Raw genomic sequence first — 17,640 nt, 5'->3', positions numbered from 1 at the left:
CCATGGCCTCGGTGACAGAGACCGCCAAGAAGGCCGTCGACCGTCCCTTGCGGACACTCGACGACCTCGGCGAACAGCTCTCGTTCTACATCCGCGCGCTCGCCTGGATCCCGCGCGCCCTGCGCCGCTACATGCGCGAGACGATGCGCCTGCTCGCCGAGGTCAGTTTCGGCAGCGGCGCGCTCGCGGTCATCGGCGGCACCATCGGCGTCATGGTTGGCCTGACCGTGTTCACCGGCATCGTCGTCGGCCTGCAGGGTTACGCCGCGCTCGACCAGATCGGCACGGCCGCCTTCTCCGGGTTCGCGTCGGCCTACATCAACACCCGCGAGGTCGCGCCCCTGGTGGCGGGCCTGGCGCTCTCGGCCACGGTCGGCTCCGGCTTCACCGCCCAGCTCGGCGCCATGCGCATCTCCGAGGAGATCGACGCGCTCGAGGTCATGGCGGTGCCCAGCCTGCCGTTCCTGGTGACCACCCGGATCATCGCAGGCTTCATCGCGGTCATCCCGCTCTACATCATCGGGTTGCTGTCCTCATATCTGGCTTCGAGGACGATCACCGTGTACTTCTACGGCCAATCCGCCGGTACGTACGACCATTACTTCAATCTGTTCTTGCCACCTGAAGACGTGTTCTGGTCGTTCGGCAAGGTGCTGATCTTCGCGATCATCATCATCCTGACGCACTGCTACTACGGCTACAACGCCAGCGGCGGCCCCGCGGGCGTCGGCGTGGCCGTGGGCCGCGCGGTGCGGACCACGATCGTCACGGTCGCGCTGGTGAACTTCTTCATCGGCTTCGCGATCTGGGGCACCACGACGACGGTGAGGATCGCGGGATGAGCGGGCGGGAGACGACCGGGAAGGTCATCAAGCGCAGGCTCCTCGGCCTGGGCTTCATCGTGGTGATCGCGGCGCTCGTGTCACTGAGCATCGCGATGTACAACAAGGCGTTCACCCCGGTCGCGAAGGTGTCGCTGACCACGGACAAGGTCGGCAACCAGCTCGCGGTGCACTCGGATGTGAAGGTCCGCGGCCTGATCGTCGGCGAGGTCCGCAAGATCACGCCCACGGCCGACGGCGCCACGCTCGACCTCGCGATCAACCCCGAGATGATCGACGTCATCCCGCGCAACGTCTCGGCGCGGTTCCTGCCGAAGACGCTGTTCGGCGAGCGCTACGTCTCGCTGCAGATCCCCGAGGAGATCGACGACCAGGCGCTGCGCGCGGGCGACACGATCAAGCAGGACCGCTCGATCCGCGCGGTCGAGCTGGAGCAGGCGTTCGAGAGTCTGCTGCCGGTGCTGCAGGCGGTGCAGCCGCAGAAGCTGTCGAGCACGCTCACCGCGATCTCGACCGCCCTGCAGGGCCGCGGCGACGACCTCGGCAAGTCGCTTGCCGACCTCGGCGACTTCGTCGGCGAGCTCAACCCGCACCTGCCCAAGCTGCGTGAGGACCTGCGCCTGCTGGCCTCCGTCAGCGAGACCTACGGCGACGTCACGCCGGACCTGGTCCAGGCGCTGACCGACCTGACGGTGACGTCGAAGACCGTCGCCGAGCAGCGCGCGAACCTCGACGCCCTGTTCGCCACGGCGACCACCGCCTCGCGTGACCTGGAGTCGTTCCTGCGGGCCAACTCCTCGAACCTGATTCAGCTCGCCGACACCTCCCGGCCCACGCTGGAAGTCCTGGCGCGGTACTCCCCGGAGTACCCGTGCCTGCTGCAGCTGATGACCGAGGCCGTCAAACAGGTCGACACCACGCTCGGCAAGGGCACCAACAAGCCCGGTCTGCACGCCAACATCGAGGTGGTGGTCAACCGCGGGGCCTACAAGCCGGGCAAGGACGAGCCGCGCTACGAGGAAGACCGTGGTCCTCGCTGCTACGACTTCACCCAGTTCCCGAACCCGTTCCCGCAGGCGCCGCCGGACGGCCCGCTCAACGACGGGTCGAGCTTCCCGCCGCCTGCCCGCTCGTCGTCGGACGGCCTGCTGCCGCCCGCGAACACGACGCAGTACACCGCGCCCAGCGCGGCGGGCGGCGAAGGTCTTGGCCTGCCCAACTCTCCCGGGGAGATCGCGTTCGTGTCGCAGCTGCTCGCGCCCGGTATGGGCGTCGAACCCGACCAGGTCCCCAGGTGGAGCACACTGCTGCTCGGCCCGGCCTTCCGCGGCGCGGAGGTGAGGTTCGAATGAGGGGAATGGCCGCTCCGCTGATCAAGCTGGCGCTGTTCATGGCGATCACCATCGCCGCGACCGGTGTGCTCGCGATCAGCATCGCCAACACGAACCTGAGTTCCACGAACTCCTACTCGGCGCGGTTCTCCGACGCGACGCTGCTGCTTCCCGGCGACGACGTGCGCATCGCCGGTGTGCGGGTCGGACAGGTCGAGGAGGTCGCGATCGCCGACCGCAACCAGGCCGAGGTCAAGTTCTCCGTCGCAGCCGACCGCAAGCTGCCCGAGTCGGTGATGGCGCAGATCAAGTTCCGCAACCTGGTCGGCCAGCGCTACATCTCGCTGACCCAGGGCGCGGGCTACGACCCGAACTCGGTGCTCGACCCGGGGGAGTCGATCCCGCTGGAGCGCACCCGCCCGGCGCTCGACCTCACCGAACTGTTCAACGGCTTCAAGCCGCTGTTCCAGGCACTCTCGCCCGACGACGTCAACAAGCTGTCGTACGAGATCATCACGGTCCTGCAGGGCGAGGGCGGCACGGTGGAGAACCTGTTGGCCCACACCGCTTCGCTGACCACGACGATCGCCGACAAGGACGCGGTGATCGGCGAGGTGATCACGAACCTCAACGGCGTGCTGGGCACGGTCAACAGCCGCGGCGAGCAGCTCTCGCAGCTCATCGTGCAGATGCAGCAGTTGGTCAGCGGCCTGGCCGAGGACCGTGAGCCCATCGGCGACGCCATCGAGGCGATCGGCGGCCTGGCCACCACGACCACCGGCCTGCTGCAGGAGGCCCGCGAGCCGCTCAAGCAGGACATCGCCGCGCTCGGCACGTTGACGAAGAACCTCAACGACAACGAGAAGACGGTCGAGCACTTCATCCAGTTCATGCCGACCAAGCTCAGCACCCTGACCCGCACCGTGAGCTACGGCTCGTGGTTCAACTTCTTCCTGTGCGAGGGCTCCGGTGAGGTCAGCGTGCCCGGTCTGATCAGCCACCCGATCAACATCACGCCGCTGCCCGCGACCCAGGAAAGGTGCACGTCATGAAGCCTTTCCGGTCACGCAACCCGATCCCGATCGGCATCGTCAGCATCCTGGTGATCGCGCTCGCGCTGGTCGCCGCGGTCAACTCCGACGACCTGCCGGTCATCGGCGGGGGCACCAGCTACAGCGCCGAGTTCAGCGAGGCGTCCGGCATCCAGGCCGACGACGAGGTCCGCATCGCGGGCATCAAGGTCGGCAAGGTGTCCGATGTGGAGCTTGACGGCGACAAGGTCCTGGTCACCTTCAAGATCAAGGACGCCTGGATCGGCGACCGCACCCGAGCCGAGATCAAGATCAAGACCTTGCTCGGGCAGAAGTACCTGTCGCTCGAGCCCGAGGGTGCCGAGGTCCTCAACCCCGACGTGCGCATCCCGCGCGACCGGACGATGGCCCCCTACGACGTCCTCGAAGCCTTCCGCGGCCTGGCCGAGACGGTCAACGAGGTCGACACCGTGCAGCTCGCCAAGAGCTTCGAGGTGATCTCCGAGACCTTCGCCGACACCCCGGACGAGGTGAAGGGCGCGCTCAACGGCCTGCAGTCCCTCTCGCGCACCATCTCCTCGCGCGACCAGGAGCTGGCGACCCTGCTCAGCAACACCCGGCAGATCAGCCAGACCCTCGCCGACCGCGACGCCGAGGTGGCCAAGCTGCTCGCCGACGGCAACCTGCTGCTCGGTGAGCTGAACAGCCGCAAGAAGGCCATCTCCGCGCTGCTGACCGGCACCAAGACGCTCTCGCAGGAGCTGCAGGGCCTCGTGTCCGACAACAACGCGCAGCTCGGCCCGGTGCTGCAGAGCCTCGACCAGCTCACCGCGATGCTGCAGCGCAACCAGGACTCCCTGGCTGAGGGCATCAAGAAGTTCGCGCCCTTCGCCAGGCAGTTCAACAACGCGGTCGGCAACGGACGCTGGTTCGACAACTACATCTGCGGGCTGCTGCCGCCCTCGTTCGGCCCGCTCAACCAGACCGGCTGCCTGGGGGACCCGTCATGAGCAGTTTCTCCACGAAGCTGGGCAAGGACGCCGCCCGGACAGTCGCGATCGTGTGCGTGCTCGGCCTGGTCATCGCCGCCGCGCTGTGGTGGCTGCTGAAAGAGGCGAACGAGAAGCGCTACACCGCGATGTTCCCCGGCACGGTCGGCCTCTACGAGCACAACGATGTCCGCGTGCTCGGGGTCAAGGTGGGCACCGTCGAGGAAGTGACACCGAAGGGCGACGTCGTCGAGGTGACGATGCTCGTCGACCGCGCAATCAAGATCCCCGCGGACGCCAAGGCCGTCATCGTCGCGCCGTCGCTGGTCTCCGACCGCTACGTCCAGCTCACCCCGGTCTTCACCGGCGGCGAGCTGATGGCGACCGGCACGGTCATCCCGCGCGAGCGGACCGCCGCGCCGCTGGAGGTCGACGACCTCTACGCCAGCCTCAGCCGGGTCAGCCGCACCCTGGGCCCCAACGGGGTCAACAAGGACGGTGCCCTGTCCGACCTGCTCAACACCCTCGCCAAGAACCTCGACGGCAACGGCCAGGCGGTCAACGACACGGTCACCGACCTGAGCAAGCTGACGTCCACGCTGTCGGGCAACTCCGAGGACCTGTTCGCCACGGTCGACAACCTGCAGAAGTTCACGACGACCCTCGCGGGCAGCGACGACCAGGTCCGGCAGTTCAACCAGCAGCTGGCCGAGGCGGCCAGGTTCCTGGCGGGCGAGCGCGGCAACCTCGCCGCGTCGGTCGACCAGCTCGGCATCGCGCTCACCACGGTCCAGCAGTTCATCAACGACAACCGCGGCCGGATCAAGTCCAATGTGGACAAACTGGCCACGGTGACCCAGGTGCTCGTCGACCAGCGCTCCGCGCTCGCCGAGACACTCGACATCGCGCCCCTGGCCCTGAGCAACCTGGTCAACACCTACAACGCCTCGTCCGGCACGAGCGACGCGCGGGCCAACCTCAACGAGCTGACGCAGCCGCCGATCGTCACGGTCTGCAAGCTGGTCCGCCAGGGCACCCCGGGCGCGCTGCCGCCCGCCCTCGCCGATGTGTGCGACCAGCTCGCGCCGATCGTGCAGGGCGCGGTCCCGCTGCCGTCGCCCGCCCAGGTGATCGACGGGCTCCGCAGCGGCCACATGCCGTCCCTGCCGCTGCCGATGGCGGGCGACCCAGTCGGATCGGGAGGGGGGAACTGATGACCACCAGGATCAAGCTCGCCAGTGTGATCGTGACCGCGGCCGCCGCGGTGTCGCTGTCCGGCTGCGGGTTCACCGGCATCTACGACCTCCCGATGCCCGGCGGCGCCGACCTCGGCGACCGGCCGTACACGGTCAAGGTCCAGCTCCGCGACGTCCTCGACCTGGTCCCGCAGTCCGGGGTCAAGGTCAACGAGGTCACCGTCGGCCGGGTCGACAACATCGCGCTGGCCCCCGACGGCTGGACCGCCGAGGCCACGCTGCTGGTCAACGGCGATGTCGAGCTGCCCGCCAACGCGCTGGCCAAGCTGCGCCAGTCCAGCCTGCTGGGTGAGAAGTACATCGAGCTCGGCCCGCCGCCCGGCGGCAAGGGCGAAGGCGTGCTCGCGGACAACGCGTTCATCCCGGTCGAGCGGACCAACCGCAACACCGAGGTCGAGGAAGTCCTCGGCGCCCTGTCGCTGCTGCTCAACGGTGGTGGTGTCGAGCAGTTGCAGAGCATCACCAAGGAGCTCAACAACGCGCTCGCGGGCAACGAGACCAACATCCGCGCGCTGCTCGACAACGTCAACGTGATGGTCACCGAACTCGACGCGGGCAAGGCCGACATCACCCGGGCGCTCGACGGCATCAACCGGCTCGCCAGCACGCTCAACGCCCAGCGCGACCAGATCGCGGGCGTCATCGACAACATCGGCCCCGGCCTCAAGGTCCTCACCGACCAGCGCCAGCAGCTGGTGACGATGCTGCAGAGCCTCGACTCGCTCTCCGGCATCGCGGTCGACACCGTCAACAAGAGCCAGGCCGACCTCGTCGCCGACCTCAAGGCGCTCGCCCCGACCCTGCAGAAGCTGGGGGAGGCGGGCAACAACCTGCCCAACGCGCTGGAGCTGCTGGTGACCTACCCGTTCACCGACCAGGCCGTGAAGGGCGTCAAGGGCGACTACTTCAACCTCTACGCCACCCTCGACCTCAACCTCGGCGAGATCGTGAACAACCTCGGCCGCAGCAGGCAGAACCCGTTGCAGGACCTCGGCCTGCCCGGCGGGCTGAGCGGTGGCCAGGACGGCGTGCCCGGCAACGCCCCGCCGGTGTTGCCGCTGCCGCAGCTCAACAGCGGCCAGTCCACGCCGGTGCAGCCCGGTTCGCCGCAGTCCGGCGGCGGCATGGGCGGCATCTTCGACGTGCTCCTCGGAGGCGGTTCCTGATGCTGACCAAGACCGTCCGCCTCCAGCTCGTGGCGTTCTTCGTGATCGCCGTGGTCGCCGTCGTCTACGCGGCGTTCCGCTTCACCGACCTCGGCCGCGTCTTCGGCGCCGACGGCTACCGGGTCAAGATGGACCTGGTCCAGTCCGGCGGGATCTTCACCAACGCCGAGGTCACCTACCGCGGCGTCAACGTGGGCCGGGTCGGCGAGATCAAGCTGACCCGCGAGGGCATGCGCATCGACCTCGAGATCGAGCCGTCGGCCCCCGACATCCCGGCCGACCTCGACGCCGTGATCGCCAACCGGTCCGCGGTCGGCGAGCAGTACGTCGACCTGCGTCCGCGCAAGGACGGCGGCGAGGTGCTCAAGGAAGGCTCGCTGATCGCGGCCGACCGGACCAAGACGCCGATCAGCACCGACGAGGTCATCCGCGATCTCGACAATCTCGCCACCTCGGTCCCCACCGACTCGCTGCGCACCGTCGTCGACGAGCTGGAACGAGCGTTCTCCGGCACCGGCGACGACCTCCAAGTGCTGCTCGACAACCAGATGGCGTTCACCCAGACCGCCCGCGAGCACCTGCCGCAGACGATCAAGCTGATCGAGGACGGCTCGATCGTGCTGAACACGCAGCTGCAGCAGTCGGGCAACATCAAGTCCTTCGCGGGCGACCTCAAGGCGCTCTCCGCGCAGCTGCGCCAGTCCGACCCGCAGATCCGCACGCTGATCGCGGCCACGCCCGGCGCGGCCGACTCCATCACCGGCCTGCTCCGTGAGTCGGGCAACGGTCTCGGCGCGGTGTTCGCCAACCTGCTGACCGTCTCCAACATCATGGTCAGCCGCACGGACGGCCTCGAACTGGCGCTGGTCGCGTACCCGCTGGTCGCGGTGGGCCCGAAGACGGTCATCGACGAGAAGGGCCAGACGCACCTGGGCCTGGCGCTCAACCTGTTCGACCCGCCGCCGTGCACCCGCGGCTACGAGGGCACCGAGCGCCGCGACGGCAACGAGACCGCGCCGGCGCCGGTGAACGAGCAGGCCTACTGCGCCGAGCCGGTCGGCAGCCCGATCAACGTGCGCGGTTCCGCGAACGCGCCGTTCGGCGGCAAGCCGGTGGCGCCGACCCAGGAGCAGCTGGCGGCCAACCAGAACCGCGGCTCCGAGCAGCTGCAGGAGCTCGCGACCAACAGCGTCCCCGGCACGGTGACCCAGCCCGGCATCGGCGGTCTGTCCAGCCTGGCGGGCCTGCTGGGCCTGCCCGCCTGACCGTTTCGCACCCGTCTACCCTGGAGTGTCATGACCAGCACGGACCCTGAGATCGACGACGTCACCGACGAGCAGCCCGCGCGCAGAAGGCTGAACCCGTTCGTGCTCGTCGCCCTCGGTCTGGTGGTCGTGAGCGCTGCCGCAGCGGTCTGGTTCGGCGTCGCCTGGATCAAGGCCGCCAACGACGACGACCTCGAGCTGTCGCGGATGCGCGACGAGGTCACCCGGGTCGGCGAGCAAGCGATCATCACGTTCAACACCCTCGACTACCGCAAGGTCGACGAGGACCTCGACCGGTGGCTCAACGCCTCGGTCGGCCCGCTGCACGACGAGGTCGTCGGCAGGCGCGAGACCAGCAAGACGGCCATCCAGCAGGCCAAGACGGTGACCAGCGCGCGGGTGCTCAAGTCCGCGGTGACCGATCTGCGCGACCGTGAGGGCAAGGCGGTCATCATCGCCGCCATCCGGATCGACGTCACCCCCGACGGCAAGCCGACCACGTCCAAGTACCAGCGCATCCAGGGGTCGCTGGAGCGGACCGACGCGGGCTGGAAGCTCAGCGGCGTCGGCTTCGTCCCGTTCACCCCCGCCTGATCGCCGAGAGGACTGTCCACACAGTGCCCACGCCCCCGTCGCGCCGCCGCCCGGTCACGCCCCCGACGACGCCCGTCCGCCGCCCCAAGGTGGCGGGCCTGCACCGGCCGCACCACGACGCCGAGCAGGCGGACAGCAAGATACTCGAGCCCACGGACCCGACCACCGAGTCGTCCACAGCCGCGCCCACTGATCCACAGCCCACCAAGCCGGACCCGAAAACCCCCGCCACGCCGATAGACTGGGCAGGGGCAGTCCCCCCGGAGAGGGTGGGGGCTGCGCGGGGTTCGGTCGAAGCGGAAAACGCTGCCGATGAGTCCACTGTGGCGGATGAGCCCGAAGAGTCCACTGTGGTGGATGCGGCTGGTGAGTCCGAGCTGGGTGCCGAGGCGCGTCGGGTGGGCGGCGAGGGCGATGTCGACGTTGTGAGCCCGGCCGTGCTGGGTGTCGACGAGGACGACCAGGCCGCTGAAGCCGCAGTGCCCTCCCCGCGGCCCTCAGGCAAGCGACGGGCCACCGGGATCCGCGTTCCCCAAGACCTCGAGGCCGCCGAACGCGGTCGCGACGCCGACGATGAGGACGCTGTCGACGAGCGGTCGCCGGAAGAGGTGGCCGCCGCCGCCCGCAACCGGTCCATCAACCTGGCCATCACCCTCGCCGTGCTCGCCTTGGTGCTCGCCGGGCTGGCCCTGTGGTTCCGCGGCGAGGCAGGCTCGCTCACCGGCGGCGCCGACGGCACCAACCGCGCCCTGACCGACAGCGCGGCCACCAGCGAGGTCCAGGGCAAGCTCACGGTCGCCATCGAGAAGACCCTGTCGTACAACTTCACCGCCCTCGACGACACCGCCAAGGCCGTCAAGGAGCACCTCGCGGGCAACGCCGTGTGCGAGTACGACAAGCTCTTCGGCCAGCTCAAGGAGCTCGCACCCGCCCAGAAGTTGGTGCTGACGACCAAGGTCCGCCAGCTCGGCGTGACCCGGCTCGACGGTGACAAGGCCGACTTGTTGGTCTTCGTCGACCAGTCGACCACCCGCACCGACCAGAACCAGACCACCGCCAGCGGCGCCCAGTTCGGCATCCGCGCGGAGAAGCTCGACGGGGCCTGGAAGATCACCGATTTCGACATGCTTGATCAGCCACTACCCGACGGCAAGCCTGCTCCATCGTGCTGAGTCCCTGCTTGTAGCAGTCAAGTTTCCCCAGGTCAAGCGGCTATCTGTGAGCGGCGTGGCGCTGCTGCAAAAGTGGATTCTCAGGCGTGGCATCTTGACTACGCGACCGTCCGGGGTCACGCTGATACCCAGCACGTACTGAGCGGGAGGACCGATTGAGCGGCGGGCCTCGACAGTCGCCCATTTAGTGGCTAGACTGCCCCTTTGCGCTGCCCACTTTCCGCACGCCCTTTGCCAAGAGCTAGGATGTTGGGCACCACGGCACCCTTGACAGGCGCGTATTCAGCTTGCTAGCGCGAGCAGAGCATGTGACTGTCAACCGCTCATAGTCCTGGAAGGACGCATCTTGGCAGTCTCCCGCGCGACCAAGGCCACTGCTGCGACCAACTCCGCCACTGCTTCGAACTCGGGTATCCCGGGAGCGCCCCGTCGGGTCTCCTTCGCGAAGATCCGCGAGCCCCTGGGAACGCCCAACCTGCTGGACCTGCAGATCCAGTCGTTCGAGTGGTTCACCGGCAACGAGATGTGGTTCCAGCGCCGCATCGATGCCGGTGACGAGAACCCTGTCGGCGGCCTTGAGGAAGTCCTCAACGAGATCTCCCCGATCGAGGACTTCTCCGGCTCCATGTCACTGTCCTTCTCCGACCCGCGCTTCGACGAGGTCAAGGCCTCCGTCGAGGAGTGCAAGGACAAGGACATGACCTACGCCGCGCCGCTGTTCGTCACGGCCGAGTTCACCAACAACACCACTGGCGAGATCAAGAGCCAGACGGTGTTCATGGGTGACTTCCCCGTCATGACCAACAAGGGCACGTTCATCATCAACGGCACCGAGCGTGTCGTGGTGTCGCAGCTGGTCCGTTCGCCCGGTGTCTACTTCGACACCGCGATTGACAAGACCACCGACAAGGACGTCTTCAGCGTCAAGGTCATCCCCAGCCGCGGCGCGTGGCTCGAGTTCGACGTCGACAAGCGCGACACCGTCGGCGTCCGCATCGACCGCAAGCGCCGCCAGCCGGTCACCGTGCTGCTCAAGGCCCTGGGCTGGACCACCGAGGCCATCCGCGAGCGGTTCCACTTCTCCGAGACGCTGCTCGCGACCCTGGAGAAGGACCACACCGCCGGCACCGACGAGGCGCTGCTCGACATCTACCGCAAGCTGCGCCCGGGCGAACCGCCGACCAAGGAGAGCGCCCAGACGCTCCTGGAGAACCTGTTCTTCAAGGAGAAGCGCTACGACCTCGCCAAGGTTGGTCGCTACAAGATCAACAAGAAGCTTGGCCTCGCGATGCCGACGAACACCGGCGTGCTGACCGAGGACGACATCGTCACCACCATCGAGTACCTGGTCCGCCTGCACGCGGGCGACACCTCGATGATGGCGGGCGAGGGCGAGAACCAGCGCGAGATCCCGGTCGAGGTCGACGACATCGACCACTTCGGCAACCGCCGCCTGCGCACCGTGGGTGAGCTGATCCAGAACCAGATCCGGGTCGGCCTCTCCCGCATGGAGCGCGTGGTCCGCGAGCGGATGACCACTCAGGACGTCGAGGCGATCACGCCGCAGACCCTGATCAACATCCGCCCGGTCGTCGCCGCGATCAAGGAGTTCTTCGGAACCTCCCAGCTGTCGCAGTTCATGGACCAGACCAACCCGGTCGCCGGTCTGACGCACAAGCGTCGGCTCTCGGCTCTGGGCCCCGGCGGTCTGTCCCGTGAGCGCGCGGGCATGGAGGTCCGCGACGTCCACCACTCGCACTACGGCCGCATGTGCCCGATCGAGACGCCGGAAGGCCCGAACATCGGCCTGATCGGCTCGCTGTCGAGCTACGCGCGGGTCAACCCGTTCGGCTTCATCGAGACCCCGTACCGCAAGGTCGTCGAAGGTCAGGTCACCGACCAGATCGACTACCTGACCGCGGACGAGGAAGACCGGCACGTCATCGCCCAGGCGAACGCGCCGCTCGACGACGAGAACCACTTCGCCGAAGAGCGCGTGCTCGTCCGCAAGCGTGGCGGCGAGGTCGAGTTCATCGAGCCGTTCGACGTCGACTACATGGACGTCTCGCCGCGCCAGATGGTCTCGGTCGCGACCGCGATGATCCCGTTCCTCGAGCACGACGCCGCGAACCGTGCCCTCATGGGCGCGAACATGCAGCGTCAGGCGGTCCCGCTGCTGCGCAGCGAGTCCCCGCTGGTCGGCACCGGCATGGAGCTTCGCGCCGCGGTCGACGGCGGCGACCTGGTCACCGCCGCGAAGGCCGGTGTCATCGAGGAGCTCTCCGCCGACTTCATCACCGTGATGGCCGATGACGGCACCCGCCAGACCTACGGGATGCACAAGTTCCGCCGGTCGAACCAGGGCACCTGCATCAACCAGAAGCCCATCGTCGCCGAAGGCGACCGGGTCGAGGTCGGACAGGTCATCGCCGACGGGCCGTGCACCGAAGACGGCGAGATGGCCCTCGGCAAGAACCTGCTCGTGGCGATCATGCCGTGGGAAGGCCACAACTACGAGGACGCGATCATCCTGTCGCAGCGCCTCGTGCAGGACGACGTGCTCACCTCGATTCACATCGACGAGCACGAGATCGACGCGCGCGACACCAAGCTCGGCGCCGAGGAGATCACCCGGGACATCCCGAACGTCTCCGAGGAGGTCCTCGCGGACCTCGACGAGCGCGGCATCATCCGCATCGGTGCCGAGGTCGGCGCGGGCGACATCCTGGTCGGCAAGGTCACGCCCAAGGGCGAGACCGAGCTGACCCCGGAGGAGCGCCTGCTGCGCGCCATCTTCGGTGAGAAGGCCCGCGAGGTCCGCGACACGTCGCTGAAGGTCCCGCACGGCGAGACCGGCAAGGTCATCGGCATCCGCGTCTTCTCCCGTGAGGACGAGGACGAGCTGCCCCCCGGCGTCAACGAGCTGGTCCGGGTCTACGTGGCCCAGAAGCGCAAGATCCAGGACGGTGACAAGCTCGCGGGCCGCCACGGCAACAAGGGCGTCATCGGCAAGATCCTGCCCGTCGAGGACATGCCGTTCATGCCGGACGGCACCCCGGTCGACGTCGTGCTGAACACCCACGGTGTTCCGCGTCGTATGAACATCGGGCAGATCATGGAGTCCCACCTCGGGTGGATCGCCAAGCAGGGTTGGTCCATCGAGGGCAACCCGGACTGGGCGAAGAAGATCCCCGAGGAGCTCTTCGAGGTCGAGCCCGACACGAACACCGCCACGCCGGTGTTCGACGGCGCCCGCGAGGACGAGATCACCGGTCTGCTCGGCTCGACGCGGCCCAACCGCGACGGCGAGCGCATGGTGGGCTCGGACGGCAAGGCGGTCCTGTACGACGGCCGCAGCGGCGAGCCGTACCCGTACCCGGTCTCGGTCGGCTACATGTACATCCTGAAGCTGCTCCACCTGGTCGACGACAAGATCCACGCGCGTTCGACCGGCCCGTACTCGATGATCACCCAGCAGCCGCTCGGTGGTAAGGCGCAGTTCGGTGGCCAGCGCTTCGGTGAGATGGAGTGCTGGGCGATGCAGGCCTACGGCGCGGCGTACACGCTGCAGGAGCTGCTGACGATCAAGTCCGATGACGTGCTCGGCCGCGTGAAGGTCTACGAGGCCATCGTCAAGGGCGAGAACATCCCGGAGCCGGGTATCCCGGAGTCCTTCAAGGTGCTCCTCAAGGAGCTCCAGTCGCTGTGCCTCAACGTGGAGGTGCTGTCCTCGGACGGCGCTGCCATCGAGATGCGCGACGGGGACGACGAGGACCTGGAGCGCGCCGCCGCGAACCTGGGCATCAACCTCTCGCGCAATGAGTCGCCGTCCGTGGACGACGTCGTCAATTAACCTCGCTGCCGCCGCCGGGAGGAACCGGAAACTCCTCCCGGCGGGCAGGCACTGATCCCCCCATTTTCGTGCTGTAACCAAGAAGGGGAGAAGGAACCGACGTGCTGGACGTCAACTTCTTCGACGAGCTCCGCATCGGCCTTGCGACCGCAGACGACATCCGTCAGTGGTCCTTCGGTGAGGTAAAGAAGCCCGAAACGATCAACTACCGCACCCTGAAGCCGGAGAAGGACGGGCTCTTCTGCGAGAAGATCTTCGGTCCGACCCGGGACTGGGAGTGCTACTGCGGCAAGTACAAGCGCGTGCGCTTCAAGGGCATCATCTGCGAGCGCTGTGGTGTCGAGGTCACTCGCGCCAAGGTTCGCCGTGAGCGCATGGGCCACATCGAGCTGGCCGCGCCGGTCACCCACATCTGGTACTTCAAGGGTGTCCCGAGCCGCCTGGGCTACCTGCTCGACCTCGCGCCGAAGGATCTCGAGAAGATCATCTACTTCGCCGCGTACGTGATCACCACGGTGAACACCGAGCTGCGCCACAACGACCTGCCCACGCTCGAGAACGAGATGGGCGTCGAGCGCAAGCAGGTCGAGAACAAGCGCGACGCCGACATCGAGGCCCGTGCGCAGAAGCTCGAAGCCGACCTCGCGCAGCTTGAGGCCGAGGGCGCCAAGAGCGACGTCCGCCGCAAGGTCAAGGAGGGCGGCGAGCGGGAGATGCGCCAGCTCCGCGACCGCGCCCAGCGTGAGCTGGACCGGCTCGACGAGATCTGGTCGACCTTCACCAAGCTCGACATCAAGCAGCTCATCGCCGACGAGATGCTCTACCGCGAGCTCATCGACCGCTACGGCGACTACTTCACCGGGTCCATGGGCGCCGAGGCGATCCAGACCCTGGCGCGCGACTTCGACGTCGACGCCGAGGCCGACATCCTGCGCGACACGATCCGCAACGGCAAGGGGCAGAAGAAGCTCCGCGCGCTCAAGCGGCTCAAGGTCGTCGCGGCGTTCCAGGCGACCCGCAACTCGCCCATGGGCATGGTGCTCGACTGCGTCCCGGTGATCCCGCCGGACCTGCGGCCGATGGTCCAGCTCGACGGTGGCCGCTTCGCCACCTCCGACCTGAACGACCTGTACCGCCGCGTGATCAACCGCAACAACCGCCTCAAGCGACTGATCGACCTCGGCGCGCCCGAGATCATCGTCAACAACGAGAAGCGGATGCTGCAGGAGGCCGTCGACGCGCTGTTCGACAACGGCCGCCGCGGTCGCCCGGTGACCGGACCGGGCAACCGCCCGCTCAAGTCGCTGTCCGACCTCCTCAAGGGCAAGCAGGGCCGGTTCCGCCAGAACCTGCTCGGCAAGCGAGTCGACTACTCCGGCCGTTCGGTCATCGTCGTCGGCCCGCAGCTCAAGCTGCACCAGTGCGGTCTGCCCAAGGCGATGGCGCTCGAGCTGTTCAAGCCGTTCGTCATGAAGCGGCTGGTCGACCTCAACCACGCGCAGAACATCAAGTCCGCCAAGCGGATGGTCGAGCGTGCGCGCCCGGCCGTGTGGGACGTGCTCGAAGAGGTCATCACCGAGCACCCCGTGATGCTGAACCGTGCGCCCACGCTGCACCGTCTCGGCATCCAGGCCTTCGAGCCGCAGCTGGTGGAAGGCAAGGCCATCCAGCTGCACCCGCTGGTCTGTGAGGCGTTCAACGCCGACTTCGACGGTGACCAGATGGCGGTCCACCTGCCGCTGTCGGCCGAGGCGCAGGCCGAGGCCCGCATCCTGATGCTGTCGTCGAACAACATCCTGTCCCCGGCGTCGGGTCGCCCGCTGGCGATGCCGCGTCTGGACATGGTGACGGGTCTGTACCACCTGACCCGCCTCAAGGAAGACGGTCTCGGCGCCGGGCACGCGTACTCCTCGCCCGCCGAGGCGATCATGGCCTACGACCGCAAGGTCCTCGGCCTGCAGTCCATGGTGAAGATCCGCATCTCGGACCGGACCCCGGGCCCCGGCATGCAGCCTGAGGACTGGGCTCCCGGTCAGCCGTGGCTGGCCGAGACCACCCTTGGCCGCGTGCTGTTCAACGAGCTGCTCCCGCCGGACTACCCGTTCATGAACGAGCCGATGCCGAAGAAGCGTCAGGCCGCGATCGTGAACGACCTCGCGGAGCGGTACCCGATGGTCAAGGTCGCGCAGACCCTGGACAAGCTCAAGGACGCGGGCTTCTACTGGGCCACGCGTTCGGGCGTCACCATCGCCATGTCCGACGTCATCGTGCCGCCGGCCAAGGTCGGGATTCTCGAGGACTACGAGAAGAAGGCCGACACCGTCGAGAAGCGCTACCAGCGTGGTCAGCTCTCCGCCACCGAGCGGAACAACGAGCTGGTCAAGGTCTGGAGCAACGCGACCGAAGAGGTCGCGAAGGCGATGGAGGACAACTACCCCGACGACAACCCGATCCCCACGATCGTGAAGTCGGGCGCGGCGGGCAACATGACCCAGATCCGTCAGCTCTCGGGCATGAACGGTCTGGTCACCAACCCGCGTGGTGAGTTCATCCCGCGACCGATCAAGGCCAACTTCCGTGAAGGCCTGTCGGTGCTGGAGTACTTCATCGCCACGCACGGTGCCCGCAAGGGTCTGGCCGACACCGCGCTGCGTACCGCCGACTCGGGTTACCTGACCCGTCGTCTGGTGGACGTCTCGCAGGACGTCATCGTCCGCGAGGTCGACTGTGGGACCACCCGCGGCATCGTGATGACGCTGGGCGACCCCATCGAGGGTGGCAAGGTCCTGCGCGACCAGCACGTCGAGACCAGCGTCTACGCGCGCTGCGTCGCCGACGAGGTCAAGGACGCCGAAGGCAACGTCCTGCTCAACCGGGCGGACGACCTGGGCGACCCGGCGATCGAGAAGCTGCTGGAGTCGGGTGTCTCGAAGGTCAAGGTCCGCTCGGTCCTGACCTGCGAGGCCGCGGTCGGCGTCTGCGCCACCTGCTACGGCCGCTCCATGGCGACGGGCCAGCTCGTCGACATCGGCGAGGCCGTCGGCATCGTGGCCGCGCAGTCCATCGGTGAGCCCGGCACGCAGCTGACGATGCGTACCTTCCACCAGGGTGGTGTGGCCGGAGACGACATCACCACCGGTCTGCCGCGTGTCCAGGAGCTGTTCGAGGCCCGCGTCCCCAAGGGCAAGGCCCCGATCGCCGACGTCGACGGCCGCGTGCGCATCGAGGACGGCGACCGTTTCTGGAAGATCACCCTCACGCCGGACGACGGCAGCGAGGAGATCATCTTCGAGAAGCTGTCGAAGCGTCAGCGGCTCGCCGCGACCCCGACCGGACCGCTCGCCGACGGCGACCACGTGTCGGTCGGCCAGCAGCTGCTGGAAGGCACCCGCGACCCGCACGAGGTCCTGCGAGTCATGGGTCCCCGTGAGGCGCAGCTGCACCTGGTCGAGGAAGTCCAGAAGGTCTACCGCGCCCAGGGTGTGTCGATCCACGACAAGCACATCGAGGTCATCGTCCGGCAGATGCTGCGCCGGGTCACGATCCTTGACAGCGGCACCGCCGAATTCCTGCCCGGCGCCCTCATCGAGCGCGCCGTGTTCGAGTCGGAGAACCGCCGCGTCGTGGGCGCCGGTGGCGAGCCCGCTTCGGGTCGCCCGGTCCTGATGGGTATCACGAAGGCCTCGCTGGCCACGGACTCGTGGCTCTCGGCCGCCTCCTTCCAGGAGACGACCAGGGTCCTGACCGACGCCGCGATCAACGGGCGCAGCGACAAGCTCGTGGGTCTGAAGGAGAACGTCATCATCGGTAAGTTGATCCCGGCTGGTACGGGCATCAACAAGTACCGCAACATCCAGGTCCAGCCGACCGAAGAGGCGCGAGTGGCGGCCTACGCCATCCCGTCCTACGACGACGGCTACTACACGCCGGACGTGTTCGGCGCGGGCACTGGTGCGGCGGTTCCGCTGGACGACTACGACTTCGGCCGCGACTACCGCTAGTCCGAAGTAGACAGACAGGGAACGCGCCCCCGGCCACTCGGCCGGGGGCGCGTTTCGTTCCGGGTCCACCCCTGACGATCCACAATGGACGAGGGCGGCGCCCCCGTCGACTGACCGGGGGTGCCGCCCTTAGATGTCCA

Annotated in this window: 11 protein-coding genes; all 11 read left to right on the top strand. The window is 67.7% G+C overall.

All coding sequences use genetic code 11. The annotated features are described in order from the left end of the window. Positions 1 to 2 precede the first annotated feature (2 nt). The 11 genes from C8E96_RS05165 (at position 3) to C8E96_RS05115 (ending at position 17,500) form a co-directional block, all read left to right on the top strand. A complete protein-coding gene (locus C8E96_RS05165) occupies positions 3 to 842 on the top strand; it encodes an MlaE family ABC transporter permease (protein WP_091382699.1) in 840 nt (279 codons plus the stop codon). Beyond that, positions 839 to 2,194, top strand: coding sequence for an MCE family protein (locus C8E96_RS05160; RefSeq protein ID WP_091382698.1), 1,356 nt, complete (start codon positions 839 to 841; stop codon positions 2,192 to 2,194). Before C8E96_RS05165 ends, C8E96_RS05160 begins: the two co-directional genes overlap by 4 nt. Beyond that, positions 2,191 to 3,225 carry an MCE family protein gene (locus tag C8E96_RS05155; protein ID WP_091382696.1) on the top strand — a complete coding sequence of 345 codons (1,035 nt, stop codon included), beginning with the start codon at positions 2,191 to 2,193 and terminating at the stop codon, positions 3,223 to 3,225. The genes C8E96_RS05160 and C8E96_RS05155 overlap by 4 nt, the downstream gene beginning before the upstream one ends. After that, the gene (locus C8E96_RS05150) at positions 3,222 to 4,214 is read left to right on the top strand and encodes an MCE family protein (protein ID WP_091382929.1); all 993 of its coding nucleotides are present in this window, start codon (positions 3,222 to 3,224) and stop codon (positions 4,212 to 4,214) included. The genes C8E96_RS05155 and C8E96_RS05150 overlap by 4 nt, the downstream gene beginning before the upstream one ends. Continuing rightward, positions 4,211 to 5,407 (top strand): MCE family protein, encoded by a 1,197-nt coding sequence (locus C8E96_RS05145; RefSeq protein ID WP_091382694.1) that lies wholly within the window; start codon positions 4,211 to 4,213, stop codon positions 5,405 to 5,407. The genes C8E96_RS05150 and C8E96_RS05145 overlap by 4 nt, the downstream gene beginning before the upstream one ends. Further along, positions 5,407 to 6,615, top strand: a complete 1,209-nt coding sequence (locus tag C8E96_RS05140) for an MCE family protein (RefSeq protein WP_091382691.1) — start codon at positions 5,407 to 5,409, stop codon at positions 6,613 to 6,615. Before C8E96_RS05145 ends, C8E96_RS05140 begins: the two co-directional genes overlap by 1 nt. Further along, the gene (locus tag C8E96_RS05135; protein ID WP_091382690.1) at positions 6,615 to 7,880 is read left to right on the top strand and encodes an MCE family protein; all 1,266 of its coding nucleotides are present in this window, start codon (positions 6,615 to 6,617) and stop codon (positions 7,878 to 7,880) included. Before C8E96_RS05140 ends, C8E96_RS05135 begins: the two co-directional genes overlap by 1 nt. Positions 7,881 to 7,910: 30 nt before the next feature. Further along, positions 7,911 to 8,474: a hypothetical protein gene (locus tag C8E96_RS05130; protein WP_091382687.1), complete on the top strand. Its 564-nt coding sequence runs from the start codon at positions 7,911 to 7,913 to the stop codon at positions 8,472 to 8,474. A 323-nt stretch (positions 8,475 to 8,797) separates the two neighbouring features. Continuing rightward, positions 8,798 to 9,646, top strand: coding sequence for a hypothetical protein (locus C8E96_RS05125; RefSeq protein ID WP_091382683.1), 849 nt, complete (start codon positions 8,798 to 8,800; stop codon positions 9,644 to 9,646). Positions 9,647 to 9,992: 346 nt separating this feature from the next. Then, positions 9,993 to 13,499 (top strand): DNA-directed RNA polymerase subunit beta, encoded by a 3,507-nt coding sequence (gene rpoB / locus C8E96_RS05120; protein ID WP_091382682.1) that lies wholly within the window; start codon positions 9,993 to 9,995, stop codon positions 13,497 to 13,499. Positions 13,500 to 13,600: 101 nt separating this feature from the next. Continuing rightward, the gene (locus C8E96_RS05115) at positions 13,601 to 17,500 is read left to right on the top strand and encodes a DNA-directed RNA polymerase subunit beta' (protein ID WP_091382680.1); all 3,900 of its coding nucleotides are present in this window, start codon (positions 13,601 to 13,603) and stop codon (positions 17,498 to 17,500) included. The last annotated feature ends 140 nt before the right edge of the window (positions 17,501 to 17,640 follow it).

The organism is Actinokineospora alba (genome assembly GCF_004362515.1).
In the GTDB taxonomy this organism is placed as follows: Bacteria; Actinomycetota; Actinomycetes; order Mycobacteriales; family Pseudonocardiaceae; genus Actinokineospora; species Actinokineospora alba.
The sequence above is the reverse complement of the archived record's forward strand: the minus strand, read 5'-3'. Positions and strand labels throughout refer to the sequence as shown.

Bases quoted from the DNA above. Each gene is read 5' to 3' on its own strand.
- C8E96_RS05140 (WP_091382691.1), top strand. From the start codon at position 5,407: ATGACCACCAGGATCAAGCTCGCCAGTGTGATCGTGACCGCGGCCGCC.
- C8E96_RS05160 (WP_091382698.1), top strand. From the start codon at position 839: ATGAGCGGGCGGGAGACGACCGGGAAGGTCATCAAGCGCAGGCTCCTC.
- C8E96_RS05150 (WP_091382929.1), top strand. From the start codon at position 3,222: ATGAAGCCTTTCCGGTCACGCAACCCGATCCCGATCGGCATCGTCAGC.
- C8E96_RS05145 (WP_091382694.1), top strand. From the start codon at position 4,211: ATGAGCAGTTTCTCCACGAAGCTGGGCAAGGACGCCGCCCGGACAGTC.
- C8E96_RS05165 (WP_091382699.1), top strand. From the start codon at position 3: ATGGCCTCGGTGACAGAGACCGCCAAGAAGGCCGTCGACCGTCCCTTG.
- C8E96_RS05155 (WP_091382696.1), top strand. From the start codon at position 2,191: ATGAGGGGAATGGCCGCTCCGCTGATCAAGCTGGCGCTGTTCATGGCG.
- C8E96_RS05135 (WP_091382690.1), top strand. From the start codon at position 6,615: ATGCTGACCAAGACCGTCCGCCTCCAGCTCGTGGCGTTCTTCGTGATC.
- C8E96_RS05130 (WP_091382687.1), top strand. From the start codon at position 7,911: ATGACCAGCACGGACCCTGAGATCGACGACGTCACCGACGAGCAGCCC.